This window comes from Kitasatospora sp. NPDC002543 (assembly GCF_053594915.1).
Genome location: NZ_JBSFWR010000083.1, coordinates 23498 through 39722, shown reverse-complemented (window position 1 = coordinate 39722; position 16225 = coordinate 23498). Strand labels below are relative to the sequence as shown.

The window sequence follows — 16225 nt, the reverse complement described above, 5'->3', positions numbered from 1 at the left end:
GTGGGCGGGGACGCGGCGGGCGCGGCGGGGGCGGCGAGGCGGGTGACGGCGGCGACCGGGTCGACGGTGCCGCGGCCGTGCTGGGCGTCGGCCTCAGCTGTCCTCGGCGCGACCCGGGCGCCAGCCCCGGGCGCGGGCACGGGGGGCCACGGCGCCGGCGGCGGCGACCAGGGCGATGAGGGCGAGCGCGGAGAGGGCGACCAGGCCCGCCAGGGTGGCGGCGTCGCTGGTGGGCGGGGCGGGGGGCATGGTGAGGGCCGCGGTGGGCGGGGGCGCGGCGGGCGCGGCGGGGGCGGCGAGGCGGGTGACGGCGGCGACCGGGTCGACGGTGCCGTGGCCGTGCTGGGCGTCGGGGCTGCGGTAGGCGGTGGCTTCCAGGCGTTCGGTCAGCTGGTCGACGGTCAGGTCCGGCCGGTAGCCGAGGGCGAGGGCGGCGGTGCCGGCCACGAAGGCGGTGGCGAAGCTGGGGCCGGCGCCCGTGTAGTAGCCGCCGGGGGCCGGGCCGGGGCCGGTGACGGCGTCGCCGGGGGCGGCGAGGTCGATCCGGCCGCCGACCGGGACGGCGGCCGGGCCGTCGGGCAGCGCGCCGCCGGGGGCGAGGTCCCGGACGGCGAGCACCTCGGGGTAGGCCGCCGGGTAGGCCGGGACGGGTTTGGTCGCGCCGGTGGCGTCGGTCGGAACGGTGTCGGGTGCGGCCGGGGCGACGATCAGCGCGCCCTTGCCGCGGGCCGCGCGGACGGCGGCGGCGAGGGCGTCGGTGCCGTTGGGCAGCGCCACGGCGACCGTGATGACCCGCGCGCCCCGGTCGGCGGCCGTGGTGATGCCCTGGGCCAGCAGGTCCGCCGAGGCGGTTCCGGCCTCGTTGGTGACGGAGATCGCGAGGATCCGGGCGCGCGGCGCGATGCCGGCGAAGCCGGCGCCCTCGCGCTGGTCGGCGGCGATCAGGCCGGCCAGGAAGGTGCCGTGGCCGACGCAGTCCTGGGCGGGGTCGGGGCCGCCGGGCAGCCGGGCCTGGTCGAGCCGGCCGGCCAGCAGGCCGGCGCCGTCCTGGACGCCGGAGCCGAGGACGGCGACGGTGACGCCCTCGCCGCGGCTGAGCGGCCAGACCCGGTCGGGGCGGAGGAAGGTCTGCGGCCAGGGGGTGAGCTGGGTGCCCTTGACGGACGGCGGCAGGCAGCCGGCCGGCCGGCCGAGCGCGTCGTGCCGCTGCTGGCTGACCCGGGGCAGGGCGTCGGGGGCGTCCGGGCTGTCGGCCGCGGCGGTGCCGACCGGGAGCAGCAGCCCGGAGGCCAGGACGCCCGCGGCGACCGTTCCGGCCACCGTCCTCGCCGCGCGGGTCGCCGTCCTCACGCGAGGCTGCCGATCCGCTCGACCGGGATGTCCTGCGGCAGCAGCAGGCTGAGTTCGTCCAGGTCGGCCACGTCGAGCCGGGACAGCCGGCCGGCCTGGCGGGTGATCATCGCCTCCAGCACCTGTCGGGCGAAGCGCCCGTTGCCGAAGGAGCGGTCGCGCGGGACGGCGCCGAACAGGGTGCCGAGCGCGGCGAGGGTCTCCGGGGCGCAGGTGTAGCCGGCCGTCTCGGCCTGTACCCGGACGATGGTGACGAGTTCGTCGTCCGCGTAGTGGTCGAAGGTGATCTCCCGGGAGAACCGGGAGGCGAGGCCGGGGTTGGAGGCGAGGAAGCCGCGCATCTCCTCCTGGTAGCCGGCCACGATCACCACGACCTCGTCGCGGTGGTCCTCCATCAGCTTCATCAGGGTGTCGACCGCCTCCTGCCCGAAGTCCCCGCCGGAGCCGTTGCGGGGGGTGAGGGTGTACGCCTCGTCGATGAACAGCACGCCGCCGCGGGCGCGTTCGAAGGCGTCCCGGGTGAGTTGGGCGGTGTGGCCGATGTAGCGGCCGACCAGGTCGGCGCGGGCGGTCTCGACGAGCTGGCCGGAGGGCAGGACGTCGAGTTCGGCGAGGAGTTCGCCGTAGAGCCGGGCGACGGTGGTCTTGCCGGTGCCGGGCGGGCCGGAGAACACCAGGTGGTGGCTGATGGTGGCGGCGGGCAGTCCGGCCTCGATCCGGCGCCGGGTCTGCTTGGTCAGGTTGACCAGGTCCTCGACCTGTTCCTTGGCCGCGGCGAGGCCGACCATGGCGCGCAGCCGGTCGAGCAGGCCGGGCTCCTCGGGCCGTTCCTCGCCGGCGGCGGCCGCGGCGGCCTCCTCGCCGACGTCGGCGGGCAGCAGCCGGGTGAGCGCCTCGTTGTCGAAGTCCGCCAGTTCGGCGAGCCGGGAGGCCTGCCGGTCGACCATCTCCTCGAACACCTTGCGGGCGGCGCGGCCGTTGCCGAAGTCGGCGCCCTTGGGCATCCGGTCGAAGTGCGCGGCGAGCGCCTCCCGGGTGCCCTCGGCGAGCTCGTAGCCGTGCCCGGCCGCGGCGTGCTCGACGATCGTGGTGAGCTCGTCGTCGCTGTAGTTGCGGAACTCCACGGTGCGGCTGAACCGGGAGGCCAGGCCGGGGTTGGAGGCCAGGAACTCGCGGATCTCGGCCTCGTACCCGGCGACGATGACCACCAGGTCGTCGCGGTGGTCCTCCATCAGCTTGACCAGGGTGTCGATGGCCTCCCGGCCGAAGTCCGGCCCGCTGCCGCCGGAGCCGGCGGACAGGGTGTACGCCTCGTCGATGAACAGCACCCCGCCGAGGGCCTCCATCACCACCTCGGTGGTCTTCAGGGCGGTGCCGCCGATGATCGAGGCGACCAGGTCGGCCCGGGCGACCTCGGTCAGGTGGCCGCTGCGCAGCACGCCGAGTTCGGCGAGGATCGCGCCGTAGAGCCGGGCGACGGTCGTCTTGCCGGTGCCGGGCGGCCCGGCGAAGACCAGGTGGCGGCTCATCGGCAGGGCGGGCAGTCCGGCCTGCTCCCGGCGGCGGGCCAGCTTGTTGAGGTTGACCAGGGTGGCGACCTGCTCCTTCACGCCCTGCAGCCCGACCAGGGTCTGGAGGACGGCCTGCGGGCCCTGCGGCCCGGCCGGGGCCGTCCCGGGGCCGTCGGCGCCCTCGGCCGGGGCGTCCGTCCCGTCGCCGGCGGGGGCGTCGCCGGATCCGGCGGCGGCGACGGCGGCCGTGCCGTGGGCGTCCGGCGAGCGGTTGTCGCGGCTGTCGAGGTTCTCCAGCGCGAGGCGGTCGGTCGGCTCGGTCTGCCGCAGCCCGGCGCCCTGGTTCTCGGCGGCCACGCAGTCGGTGAGCCGGACGGGCTCCACGGACTCGGAGCGCAGCCCGTCCACGGTGTTGTCGCAGAGCTGGCACGCGGTCAGGGTGGCGCGGGCGCCGGGCAGCAGGTGCAGCCCGTGCCGCCGGTTGGTCCGCATCCGGGTGCGGGTGGCGGTCAGTTCGCCGCCGTGCTCGACGCTCACGCCGTCCGTCGCGTTGTCGGCGGACTCGACGTCGCGCAGGGTGGCGACGCCCTCGGCGCCGACCGAGATCCCGCAGGATCCGCTGCCGCGCACCAGGCTGCCGCCGAGGTAGGTGTTGGCGCCGTCGGAGATCCGCACCCCGTGGCTGCCCGCGTCGACGACGGTGACGTCCTCCAGCCGGCCGCGGCCGTCGCGCAGCACCTCGATGCCGTGGCCGCCCGCGGCGGTGACGGTGCTGCGGCGCAGCAGCGGGTTGGCGCCGTCGCGCACCACGATGCCGACGCCGGTGGCGTCGCGGACCTCCAGCCGGTCGAACTCGGCGGCGCTCTCCCCGGTGAGTTCGACGCCGTCGGTGCCGGCGTCGCGCACCACCGCCCGCACCAGGCCGGGCCCGGCCGACTCGCCGACGTGGATGCCGGCCTGGGCGGGGGCGGTGACCTCGCAGTCCTCCAGGGTGCCGCGGGCCCGCCCGGTGATGTGCAGGCCGTGGCCCTGGGGGCGGACGGCGCGGCAGCGGCGCAGCAGCGGGTCGGTGCCGTTGGTGAGGACGTAGCCGTGGCCGCGCACGGCGGTGACGGTGCAGTCCTCCAGGACGACCCGGGCGGTGGAGCCGACGAAGACGCCGAGCGCGCTGTCCCGGATCTCGGTGCGCAGCAGGCGCGTGCTGCTCTGCTCCTCCAGGGCGACGGCGGGCTTGTCGGTGGCGGAGATCTCGCAGTCCTCGACGACGCCGCGCGACTCGCCGTTGGCGCACAGGCCGTTGCCGCGGGCGTCGCGCAGCACGCAGCGCCGGACGGTCGGGTTGGCCCGCTCGCCGATGACCACGGCCGAGGTGCCCAGGTGTTCGATGACGCTGTCCTCGATCACGCTGGTGCCGGTGGAGGTCTCCACCAGTCCGGCGCCGGCCGGGTTGGTCACCCGGCTGCCGCGCATGGCGAGTTCGCCCTGCTGGCGGGTGAGCACGGCGGTCCACGCGTTGCCGATCACCTCGCAGTCCTGCATGGCGAGTTGGCCGCGCGGGACGTCGACGGCGGGCAGGTCGTCGTCCTGCCCCTGGAGCACCAGGCCGGTGAGCTGGACGGCCTCGGTGAGCACCTGGACCACCGAACCGCGCCGCGGGCTGATCCGCACGCTGCCCCGGACGTCCTCCGCGGTGATGCTCACCACCTTGGTGAGCACCAGGTTCTCGTCGTACCGGCCGGGGCGGACGGAGATCACCGCGCCGCTTCGGGCAGCCTGGAGGGCTTCGCCGATCGTGCGGTAGGAGCCGGGCTCCCGCTGCTCCGCGCAGACCGTCAGCACCGGGCGCGACATGCGTGGGGTTCCCTTCGTCGTGGGGCGTTGTGGTTCGGTGGTACGGGTGTGGGTTCGGGCGGCGGGTCAGGCCGTGCAGGTGGCCCGGACGGCGCCGGCGGCGTGGTGGGCGTAGGTCTTGGTGCTTCCCGACCAGTCCAGGCCGCGGCTGTGCAGGGTCAGCGAGATCGGGCCGCGGTAGGTGAACGGGCCCTGGTTGACCCAACTCCCCCGGCTGGCGGTCTGGTTGATGCTGAAGGAGCCGACCTGCCCGCCGCCGCTCTGCACCGTGTAGTAGCTCGGGTTGCCGCCGACCTGCTTCACGTTGCCGCTGCCCGGGATGTAGACGGACAGGGTGCAGCTGGAGACCTTGTCCACGGTGAAGGTCCAGACCACCGAGTTGCCGCCGTCGTCCTTGTTGGCGTCCCCGGACATCGGCATCGAGGCGTAGGTGCCGTTGCAGCCGTCGCCGCTGTAGCCACCGGAGTTGTTGCGCCAGCCGCTGTCGCCCTGGTCGAACCAGCCGTTGGTCTTGTACTGGCCGCCGTTCGAGCAGTACGGGCCGGCGATCACGGTGACCGGTGCGGGCGGCTTGGCGGCGGCCGGGGGCGCGGGCTGGTTCGGGGCGGGCTGGTTGGGGGCCGGCTGGTTCGGCGCGGGCTGGTTGGGGGCCGGGTTGGCGCCGCCACCGGAACCGCCCGAACCGCCGGAGGCCGATCCGCCCGAGGCGGAGCCCCCGCCGCCCTGGGGGCGGTCGGCCGCGCCGCCCGACGTGCCCCCGCCCGGGGCGGGGTTGGCGGCGCCGCCGGGACGGGCGACCGTGCCTCCGCCGCCGGCGCCGCCTCCGGAAGTGCCGTTCGGGGCCGAGGCCGCCTGGTCGCCCGGCGTGGGCGCGGGCGCGGTCGAACCGTCCGGCAGCGGGATCGCCACGCCCGGCTGCTCGCCGCCCTGGGGGGCCCCGCCGGTGCCGCCGTGCTCGTCGAAGCCGGGGACGTAGCCGGTGCCGCCGTCCCCGCCGCCCTGCCCGAAACCGGGCGGGGCGTCGGCCTGGGCGGGCCCGTGCTTCGGATCGTTGCCGCCGAGCTGGGTCACCACCACGGAGGTGCCGACCAGCACCAGGCCGACGGCGACGGCCGCGGCGATCATGGGACGGGAGACCCGGCCGGGGCGCGGCCCGGGGTCCGTGGCGCCGTCGCCGGCGGGCTCGGCGGTCGCGGCGGCGGCGAGGGCCACCGCGTCGGGCAGCGCGGGGGCGCCCGCGCCCTGGGCCGTGACGGGGGACGGCAGTCTCGCCGGCCCGATGCCGCTCCCGCCCTCGGGCTCGGTCCCGGCCTCCGGCTCGGCCTCGGACGCGGGCTCCGTCGCGGCCCCGTTCCCGGTGCCGGCACCGGTGCCGGGTGCGGCCGCGGGCTTCGGTCCGCTCCGCGCACCGCCCGGCGCGGCGCCCGCGGCCCCGGTGCCCGGCTGCGCGGGCAGTACCGCCGTCGCGGCGGCGGACTCCTCCGCCGGCTCCACCGACTCCGCGGCGGACTCCTCCGCCGCCAACGCCCAGTTCACCGCCGGGAGCTGGTAGCCACCCGGCCTCCGCTCCGGCCCGCCGCGCTGCTCCTCGCCCACCGTGCATCCCCTGCTGTTCGACGACACTCCCATGGGGGCCTACGGCCCGGGGGGCCGAACCGGTTCAGCGGAGATCGGAGCGCTTCAGGCGCCGAGCTTCCAGACCGGCTCCGCGGCCGCCTCCGGCGGGGTCAGCACGAAGGAGACGGCCTGCTCCAGCGACGCCGCCGACGGCGCCGCCCACGGCCCGTCCCCCTGCGCGCGCACGTGGGCGAGCAGCTCCGGGTCCGGCGCCAGCCCGTACTCCTCCAGGTAGTACGTGACGGTGTCGGTCCAGATCCACCGGCCGTCGGTGCGGAAGCCCATCGGCACGACGCCGCGCCGGGCCGGGTCGACCACGTCGTCCATCAGCATCGGCGTCAGCAGCACCGCCGCCCCGGCCCGCAGGTAGCGGGCTACGGCCTCGCGCCCGGGCCCCGCCGCCAGCCGCGGCCGGTCCGGGGCGAACCCGGGCCCGGTCACCGGATCCACCGCGTCGAAGACCGCCGCCAGCCGGAACCCGTCCCGCACCGTCTCGCCCATCACCGAACTCCTCACCGCCGGCCACGTCCCTACGTTCCGTCCGACGGCCGACCGGCGGCGCGGGGTTCACCGCGGAGCCGGGCGAGGACGGCGACGGCCGTCGCGTGCTCATCGGGGGTCGTGCGGACTCCGAGGATCGCGCGGTGGTCGCGGCCCGGTCGGTCAGGTGCGCACGGTGCGGTGAGCCCTTCCGCTCCTCCGGAAGGCGTACGCCGCGGATGCGCCCAGACCGCGAGGTCCCCCGAGCGGACTCGCCGTGGTCCGGCCGAAGCGGCCGGACCGCTCGTGCCACAGGTACGAGCCCGCCAGCGCCTCTTGCAGCGACGCCACGAACCGTACCGCCTCGGGCGGTACGGCCGCCGGGGCCCCGGCCAGAGTGTCGACCCTGGCGGTCAGCAGATCGTCGACGACGGCAGCGGCGTCACGGCGGTCCAGCCCGAGGGCCGTACCGGCGACCTCCACGCCGTTGTTGCCCACCGTGCCCTCATCGACCTCCCGGTCGTGGGACACGATGTCGTTGTGCAGGCTGACGGCGTCCACGAACGCGTCGACGGCAGTGCGGAACTCCCTGAGGCGGAGCACGTTCGGACGGAGTTCGCCCATCGCGTGCTCCATGAGCACGGCGGTGAACTGCAGACCACCAAAGTCTCGGCGGGCTCCCAGATATTCGATCAGATCGGTCACGGCACGGTCGACGTGCTCGAGCTCCCACAGCACGCCGTCCAGGAAGCGCCGCACGCTGCTGATGAACCGATCGCGCCAGAGCGGGCTCATGGTGGCGGCCGTGCCGGTCCACAGGTCCGCGAAGGCCCGCTCCACGGGATTTCCAGGGTTCAGCGGCCGCGGCAGGCCGTCCAACGGCAGGTGGAGCATCAGCCGCTCCACCTGTGCTGCGGCTGACTCCCGGTCGTGGTCACGCCGGTAGAGCGGCAGGAACAGATCGTCGACGAACCACAGGGCGACATGCCAATCGGTGACCAGCTCCAACTCTCCGGCATCGGCGTCCGGATGAGTCAAGGCGATGAACAACGGGAAGTCGGCTTGATCGAACTTCTCCTCGCTCCACCTCTGCGGCCACTCCGAGTACGCCTCGTCGAACATGCCCATCCGCCGGGCCCACTCCTTGGCATGCGCGCGGGCCTGGTCGACATGAGGGTTGAGGCGGGACTCGAACGGCATGTGGAAGGGCGGCTGCGGAAGGGATCCCATGGTCGGGTCGCTTCCCCTCCCGGGTCGCCGCGATGCCGGAGTTCACCCGTGGCACTCCCGTGCGAGCCGGTGGTCCATCCGCTCGGGCGCGTCCATGCCGCGGCCCCGCGGCCACCGCGTGATCTTCAGGAGTCCGCACGACGCCCGATGAGCACGCGATGGCCGGTGCCGTTCCCGCCCGGCTCCAGCGGCAGATCACGACATCGCACCGGAGCACCGGGACGTGTCCGCCGTCACACCGCGCCCAGCGCGAGGACGTAGCGGGCCGGGTCGGCCGGGCGGACGCGGTCGGCGGGGGCGACGGCGTCGCGGCGGGCGAGCCAGGTGCGCAGCCGGTCCGGGCCCGGCCGCACCCCGCCGATCTCGTGCAGCAGCACCCGGGCCGGGCGGCCCTGCTCCTGGTCCGCCGGTTCGACCTCGACCACCTCGAACCGCGTGCCCGGGGCGAAGATCACCGTCGGCTGGTCGCCCGGTTCGCCGAAGGCCGAGCTGCGCCGGCCACCGACGGACCAGATGGCGAACTCGACCCCGACGTCCTCCCCCAGGTCGGCCCCGGGCGCCGCCAGGCCGGTCACCGGGGCCCGCTCGGTCAGCACCGTGCCCGGGGCGTACGCGGTGAGGTCACAGTCCTGCGCCGGGCCAGCCACCAGCACACCGCCGTAGTGGCTGGGCAGCCGCCGCAGACCGCCGGCCAGACAGCGCAGGTACGGGCCGTAGGGACCGGGCGCGCCGGACCGGGCCGCCGCGAGGAGTTCGGCGCGCTGGGCCAGCGGGGTGCAGTCGCCGTGCTGCAGCAGGACGGCGACCAGCTCGGGCCCCGGCGCTCCCCCTTCCGCCCGGGCGCGCAGGGCGGGCAGCCGGGTCGCGACGTCCTCGGCCCGCCGCGCCAGGCGCTGGTAGGCGGAGCCGAGCAGGGCCGCCAGCGCCGCGCCGTCCGAGGCGGGCGAGGTGGCGGCGGGCTCCACCGGCGCCACGGGCGGGGACGGGGGCGCCACGGGCGGGGGCGCCACGGCTGGAGTCAAGGGCTCGGGAACCGGCTCGGGCTCGGAAACGGGTTCCGGAACGGGCTCGGCCTCGGGCTCGGGAACCGGCTCGGGCTCGGCCGTCGGCGCCTCGGCGGCCGGCCCCTCGACCTCGGGCTCCGTGACGACGCCCTCAGGGGCCAATATTGCTCCTTCGCCGGCCTCCTCCCGAACCCCCGGAAACGCCCCGCCCGCGGTCGACACCGTGGCGGCGGGCGCGGGCGCGACGACCGGCTCCACCGTCGCCTCCGCCAGGACCTCGGCCTCGACCACGGCCTCGACCGCACCCGGAACCGGAGCCGGAGCAGAGGCCGGAGCCTCCGCCACGACCTCGCCCCGGAAGGACGGCTCCGCAGCACCCGCCTCCGCCCCGACCCAGTCCAGGCCGTACAGCCGCGCGCAGAACCGCGCCACCGCCGCCGACCCCACGTCCAGTGCCCCCGCCACCGCGAGCCCGAGCCGCGTCGGCCCGGCCGGCAGCGAGCCGAGCACCGCCCCGAGGTGGTCCCAGAGCGTCTCCGGCACCGGTCGCCCCGGCGCGCCGACGACCAGCACCGGCCGGGCCGGGTCCGGTCGGCGCAGCCGGGGGCCGCGGTCCGCACCGGAGGCCGGGCGCAGCCACAGCCCGGCGGACACCGCCTCCAACTCCCAGCCGGGGAACGCCGGGTAGCGGGCGGCCCCGGGCGCCGCCGGGAGGTCGGGGCGGGTGCGCCAGCCGACGGCGGTGACGGTGCGCTCGCGCGGGCGGGCGACCAGCTCGGTGAGGTACGGCTCCCAGCCTTCCCCACCGCCCTCCGCGACGTGGACGTGCCGCACGCCGACCCCGGACAGCCCGGCCGTCCCGACCGGCACGCCGATCGCCGCCCGCACCTCCTGCCCGAGCGAGGCCGCCAACACGGCCGCCAGCTCGATGAGTTCGACCGGAGCGGCCCAGGGCGCGCTGAGCACGAGGGGTTCCCGCCGCGTCGCCGACTCCTGCAGGAGCGCTGCGGCGTCAGCCAGTTGGGCGCCGCTGGGCAGCTCTCCGGACGGCTCGCCGATGATCAGCAGCAGCCCGTCCGGGGGCGCGACGGCCCGGTCCAGCACGGCCGGTCGGGCCGGTCCCACCGCGGCCTCGGTGACCCAGTACGCCCCACCGGCCAGGGGGGTGATGGTCGCGGCGGCGGGCCAGCGGCCGCCGAGCGGCTCCGCTCCCCCGCCGGGACGGCAGCGCCACCACGTCCCGTTCACGGCCGGCAGGGTGCCGTCCGCTTCGACGCTGACCACGGTGTCCGGCGCGACCACCGTCAACCCGGCACGCCTGGCGAGCAGTTCGGCGGGCCGTCGGCCGTCCGGGCCGAGCGCCGCCAGCCCGGAGGCGGCCAGCACCAGCACGTCGGCGTCGCGTTCGCGCGCGGCCCGGGCGAGCTCGTCCAGCGAGCCGAGCAGCACGGGCGCGGCGTCGGCGGCGGCGGCGAGCAGCAGCAGCGCCCGCGGTTCGGCCCGTACGGGTGCCAGTGCCTCGGCCAGTCCGTCCGCCTCCGCGCCGGGCGGCGCGATCACGTAGTGCGGGCCGAGTGCCCGCAGCGTCGGGGCGCCGAACACGCCCGGGGTCTGTGCGGCGCCCATCACTCCTCCTCCGCCAGCTGCCCGGTCTGCACCTGGACCGTCCGCCGCCGGGTGATGTACAGGCCGCGGCCGGCCGGGTACGGGCGGGGCTTGAGGTTGCCGAACAGGTAGCCCTCGGAGGGCGGGCAGGACATCAGCAGGGTCGGCGAGTTGACCTCCTGGAGCTTGCGGATCAGCGGGTCGCTCATCGCCCGGCCGATGCCGTTGGCGCCGCGGGCGACGACCAGGTGGAGGCCGATCTCGGCGCCCTGGGAGAGGTCGTCCAGCAGGGCGGCGAAGGGGTGGTTGCCGGTGCTGGAGCCGACCAGGTCGTAGTCGTCGACCAGGACGAAGAGTTCGGGGCCGGTCCACCAGTCGCGCAGCCGGAGCCGGGCGGGGGTGATGTCGGCGGGCGGGATGCGGTTCTTCATCGCCCGGGACGCGCCGTCCACGATCTGGCGGAGCTTGTCGACGGCCACCGCGTAGCCGAGCCGGTAGTCCTCCGGCACCGCGTCGTACAGGCCTCGCCGGTAGTCGACGAGCATGATCCGCGCCTCGGCCGGGGTGTAGGCGGTGGTGATCGCCTTGATCATCAGGCGCAGCAGGTTGGTCTTGCCGGCCTCGCTGTCGCCGACCACCAGCAGGTGCGGGTTCTCCTCGAAGTCGTGCCACAGCGGCGAGACCTCGGTGTCCTCCAGGCCGATCGGCACCCGCAGCCGGCCCTCGGGGGCGGGCAGCCGGGCCGCGTCCAGGGTGAGCGGGAGCATCCGGACCTCGGGGGCGCGCGGCCCGGTCCAGTGCGCGGCGACCGCGTCGACGAGGTCGGCGACGCCCTCGCCGAGGTCGTCGACCCGTCCGGATCCGTCGATCCGGGGCAGCGCGGTCAGGAAGTGCAGCTGCTCCTCGGTGAGGCCCCGGCCGGGCAGCTTGGGCACCTTGGCGGCGGCCCTCATGTTGATCACGGAGTCGACGGAGTCGCCGAGGCGCAGCTCGAAGCGGGTCTGCAGCTGGTCGCGCAGTCCGCTGGTGATCTCGCCCCAGCGGGTGGTGCCGATGACCAGGTGGACGCCGTAGTTGAGGCCGCGCTGGGACATCAGGGTGAGCGGCTGGACCAGGTCGTTGAACTCCTGGCGCAGGGTGTTCCAGCCGTCGATCACCAGGAAGACGTCGCCGTGCGCCTCGTCGGGCAGCTCGCCCGCGGCCCGGCGGCGGCGGAAGGACGTGATGGAGTCGATGCCCAGCTCGGCGAAGTACTGCTCCCGGCGGGTGATGATCCCGTTGACCTCGGCCACCGTGCGCAGCACCCGCTCGCCGTCGTGCCGGCCGGTGACCCCGCCGACGTGCGGCAGGCCGCGCAGCGCGGACAGCGTGCCGCCGCCGAAGTCCAGGCAGTAGAACTGGACTTCGCGCGGGGTGTGGGTGAGCGCCAGGCCGGTGATCAGGGTGCGCAGCAGGGAGCTCTTGCCGCTCTGCGGGGCACCGGCGACACCGATGTGGCCGCCGGCGCCGGAGAGGTCCGCGGTGAGCAGGTCGCGCAGCTGGTGGAAGGGGCGGTCGACCACGCCGACGGCCAGCGTGAGGGCGCCGCGGCTCGTGTCGTCCTCGGTGGTGAGGCCGCGCTCGGGGTGCGGGACCAGCGGCGGCAGCAGCTCGTCGAGAGTGGGCGGCACGTCCAGCGGCGGCAGCCAGACCCGGTGCGCGGGCGGCCCGGCGTCGCGCAGCCGGCCGGCCGCGACCTCCAGCAGCGAGCCGGCCGAGGCCTGCTCCTCCACCGGCTCGGCCTCCGCCGCCGGCCGCTGCCGGGGCATCACGTAGTCGGTGCCGTACGCGACGACCTGCCCGGCGATGGCGGCCTGCTGGGCGGCGCGGCGCTTGGGGCGGTACGGGCCGGAGACGTAGGCGGCCTTGAAGCGGGTGAGGGTGGAGATGTCGCTGCGCAGGAAGCCGTTGCCGGGCTGCGAGGGCAGCTGGTAGGCGTCCGGGACACCCAGCACGCCGCGGCTCTCCATCGCGGAGAAGGTGCGCAGGCCGATCCGGTACGACAGGTGGGACTCCAGTGCGCTCATCCGGCCCTCGTCGAGTCGCTGCGAGGCCAGCAGCAGGTGCACGCCGAGCGAGCGGCCGAGTCGGCCGATCATCACGAACAGATCCATGAAGTCCCGGTGCGCGGACAGCAGTTCGGAGAACTCGTCGACCACGACGAACAGCGTCGGCAGCGGGCGCAGCGCGGTTCCGGCGGCGCGCGCCGTCTCGTAGTCCAGCAGCGAGGCGTAGCCGGCCTCGCGCAGCACCTCCTGGCGGCGGACGAGTTCGCCGTGCAGGGCGTCGCGCATCCGGTCGACCATGGAGGCCTCGTCGGCCAGGTTGGTGATCACCGCGGAGGTGTGCGGCAGGGCGTCCAGGCCGAGGAAGGTCGCGCCGCCCTTGAAGTCGACCAGGACGAAGTTGAGCACCTCGGAGGAGTGGGTGACGGCGAGCGCCAGCACCAGGGTGCGCAGCAGCTCGGACTTGCCGGAGCCGGTCGCCCCGATCAGCATGCCGTGCGGGCCCATGCCGCCCTGCGCGGACTCCTTGAGGTCCAGGTCGACGGGCCGGCCGTCCGGGCCGAGGCCGAGCGGCACGCGCAGCCGCTGCGGGATGCCGCGCTGGCCCCAGAGCGCCTCGACGTCGTGGGCGTGCAGGTCGGGGATGCCGAGCAGGGCCGTGAGGTCGAAGTCGGTGGCCAGCGGCTCGGCGGCGTCCACGCCGTCGGCGATCCGGAAGCGGGCCAGCCGGGCGGCCAGCCGGGTCGTCGCCGCCACGCCGAGCGCGTCGGGCCGGCCGAGCTCGGTGACGACGTCCTTCCGGTTGCGGTCGGCACCGACCATGGCGAGCCGGCCCTCCTCGATCCGCAGCCGCAGCGTGGTGCGGGCCGGGCGCCACTCCAGGGAGTCGGAGAGGTCGATCAGGACGGCGTTGCGGTAGCCGGTCAACGCGGCGCGGCTGCCGCTGTGCGCGCCGGGCCCGTCCAGGACCAGAACGGTGAACGGCTCGTCCCGGTCCGGTACGGTGTCCGGCTCGTAGCCGGGGCGGCCGGTGAACTCCTCCCCGAGCAGCTGCTCGACCTCACCGAGGCTCCCGGCGACCAGCCGGACCGGGCCGGCGCCGTCCGTGTCGGTCGGGTGCAGGGCGTGCGGCAGCCACTTGGCCCACTCCCAGGCGGCCCGCCGCTCGTTGTCGGTGACGACGGCGATCCGCAGCTCGTCCGGGCCGTGCACCACGGCGAGCTGGGCGAGCACCGCCCGCACCATCGCGCGGGCCGCCTCCGGGTCGTCGGAGCGCAGCAGCAGGTGGGCGAAGCCCCGCAGGTGGATCGCCATCGGCTGGTCCGCGAGCGTGCCGTAGGCGTGGATGAAGCGGCGCAGCGCGTGGGCGCAGAGCGGCTCCAGGTCCTCCACCGGCTTGGTGGCCAGCGGCGCGAGCGGGGTGGCCAGGCGCTGGGCGCCGAGCCCGATCCGGACGTCGCTGAAGTCGGGGTGCGCGGCCCGCCGCTCCCACAGCCGGCTCGTGCCGACCAGCGAACCCAGCTCGGCCGGATCCGGGTGCCGCCAGGCCAGCGCCCGGCGCTGGGCGTCGATCGAGCGACGCACCTGGCGGCGCATCTGGGAGAGGTAGCGCAGGTAGTCGCGGCGCTCGCCGCGCAGCTGCTGCTTGCGGTCGCTGGAGCCGCGGATCAGCTGGGTCACCAGCATGCCGACCGCGGACAGCGCCATCATGCCCATCGCGACGTAGCTGAGCATCCCGCCGCCGCCACCGGCCCCGCCGGGGTGCAGGAACATGAACACCATCGACAGCGAGCCGAGCGCCATCGGGGCCATGCTGATCAGGCTGGCCATGCCGCTCTGCTTCTCGGGCAGGCCCGGCGGCTCCTGGAGCTGGATCTCGCCGTCCGGCATCTCGGGCCCCGGACGCCGGGGCGTCCGGTTGATCAGCTCCACACTCACTCAGGGGTCCCTTCCCGCCATGGCCGTTCCCTCTGGGAGACGGACGGCGCGGTGCCCGGGGTTCAGCGGCGGGCCGCATCCGGCCGGACGGTCCCGGCGGGCCACCGCGTCCGACGGCGGCCCGGTTGAACGCGGCACGCCAGGCAGGCCGTTCATCCGGGCGGAGAAACGGACCGACCCGACCGAACCGGAGGACGCGTGAGCAGCAGTGTCGTGGCAGGACTGTGCCGATTGAGGTTCCACGCGCCGGGGACGGCCTTCGAGCTGGCCGTCCCCGCCGACGTCCCCCTGGCCGACCTGCTGCCCGCCGTCCTCGGGCACGCCGGCCCCGAACTCGCCGAGGAGGGCCTGGAACACGGCGGCTGGGTGCTCCAACGGCTCGGCGAGGAACCCCTGGACGAGGAGCTCACCCCCGAGGCCCTCGGCCTGCACGACGGCGACGCGCTCCACCTGCGGGCCCGGCACGAGGCCCTGCCGGTCGTGCACTTCGACGACCTGGTGGACGGCGTCGCCACCGGCATGAACGAGCGCGGCGACACCTGGCGCCCCGCCCTCACCCGGATCCTCGCCGTCGCCCTGGCCCTCGCCGCGCTGGCGGCCGGCTGGGTGCTGCTCGCCCTGCCCGGCCCGGCCGCACCGCGCGAGACCGCCGCCGCGGCGGTCGCCGTCCTGCTGCTGCTCGGCGCGGCCAGCGCCTCCCGGGCGATGGCCGACGCGGGCGCGGGCGCCGCGCTCGGCGCCGCCGCCGTCCCGTACCTGGCGCTCGCCGCACTGCTGCTGCCCACCGGGCCGGGTGGCGGCGACCTGCTCGGCGCCCGGATCCTCGCGGCCTCCGCCGCCGGGGCCGGGGCCGCGGTGCTGGCCCTGGCCGCCGTCGGCGCGGCGGCGCCGCTCTTCCTCGGGATCGCGCTGGTGGCGCTGCTCGGGGTGCTGTCCGGGGTGCTGGTGCTCGCCGGGCTGACGCTCGCCCAGCTGGTCGCGGTCGTCGCGGTGGCGGCCGTCCTGGTCGGCGCGTTCGTGCCCTCCCTGGCCTTCCGGCTGTCCGGGCTGCGGCTGCCGATGCTGCCGCGCACCGCGGAGGAGCTGCAGGAGAACATCGACCCCGTCCCGGCCTCCGCCGTGCTGCCCCGCGCCCTGGTCGCCGACGACTACCTGATGGCCCTGCTCACCGCGATCGGCGCGGTCTGCGCCGGCTGCCTGGCCGTCCTGCCGTTCGCCGACGGCTGGGCCGGCCCGGCCGAGGCCGGCGCGCTCGGCCTGCTGCTCCTGCTGCACGGCCGGGCCGTCGGCAGCATCCGCCAGCGCCTGGCCGTCCTGTTGCCCGGCGTCCTCGGCGTCCTGGTCCTGCTCGCCCGCGCCGCCGCCGGAGCCACCACCACCGACCGGCTGCTCCTGCTCGCCGCCCTGCTGACCCTCACCGCCGCCCTCCTCGTCGCCGCCTGGACCGTCCCCGGCCGCCGCCTGCTCCCCTACTGGGGCCGCGCCGCCGACATCCTCCACACCCTCTGCGCCCTGTCCCTCCTGCCGCTCGCCCTCCAGGCCTGCGGCGTCTACCACACCCTGCGCGGCCTCGGCGGCTGACCCGCCACCGCCC

Annotated in this window: 8 protein-coding genes; 1 reads left to right on the top strand and 7 read right to left on the bottom strand. The window is 76.1% G+C overall.

The annotated features are described in order from the left end of the window. Window positions 1-93: 93 nt before the first annotated feature. The 7 genes from ACWD4P_RS28355 to eccCa all read right to left on the bottom strand — a co-directional run bounded on the left by ACWD4P_RS28355 (window position 94) and on the right by eccCa (window position 14631). Window positions 94-1350 (bottom strand): S8 family serine peptidase, encoded by a 1257-nt coding sequence (locus ACWD4P_RS28355; protein WP_449781573.1) that lies wholly within the window; start codon window positions 1348-1350, stop codon window positions 94-96. Then, window positions 1347-4712 (bottom strand): right-handed parallel beta-helix repeat-containing protein, encoded by a 3366-nt coding sequence (locus ACWD4P_RS28350; RefSeq protein WP_449781572.1) that lies wholly within the window; start codon window positions 4710-4712, stop codon window positions 1347-1349. Before ACWD4P_RS28350 ends, ACWD4P_RS28355 begins: the two co-directional genes overlap by 4 nt. A gap of 66 nt (window positions 4713-4778) precedes the next feature. Further along, window positions 4779-6308: a hypothetical protein gene (locus ACWD4P_RS28345; protein ID WP_449781571.1), complete on the bottom strand. Its 1530-nt coding sequence runs from the start codon at window positions 6306-6308 to the stop codon at window positions 4779-4781. An 84-nt stretch (window positions 6309-6392) separates the two neighbouring features. Beyond that, window positions 6393-6830: a hypothetical protein gene (locus ACWD4P_RS28340; RefSeq protein WP_359831141.1), complete on the bottom strand. Its 438-nt coding sequence runs from the start codon at window positions 6828-6830 to the stop codon at window positions 6393-6395. Window positions 6831-6992: 162 nt separating this feature from the next. Beyond that, window positions 6993-7937, bottom strand: a complete 945-nt coding sequence (locus tag ACWD4P_RS28335; RefSeq protein ID WP_449781570.1) for a terpene synthase family protein — start codon at window positions 7935-7937, stop codon at window positions 6993-6995. Between the two features lie 335 nt (window positions 7938-8272). Next, window positions 8273-10669, bottom strand: a complete 2397-nt coding sequence (locus ACWD4P_RS28330; RefSeq protein ID WP_449781569.1) for a hypothetical protein — start codon at window positions 10667-10669, stop codon at window positions 8273-8275. Continuing rightward, entirely contained in the window at window positions 10669-14631 is a 3963-nt protein-coding gene (gene eccCa / locus ACWD4P_RS28325; RefSeq protein ID WP_449781568.1) for a type VII secretion protein EccCa, read from the bottom strand. Before eccCa ends, ACWD4P_RS28330 begins: the two co-directional genes overlap by 1 nt. A 198-nt stretch (window positions 14632-14829) precedes the next feature. Between eccCa and eccD the strand changes: the two genes are divergently transcribed. Beyond that, window positions 14830-16212: a type VII secretion integral membrane protein EccD gene (eccD, locus tag ACWD4P_RS28320; protein WP_359823844.1), complete on the top strand. Its 1383-nt coding sequence runs from the start codon at window positions 14830-14832 to the stop codon at window positions 16210-16212. Window positions 16213-16225: the final 13 nt, after the last annotated feature.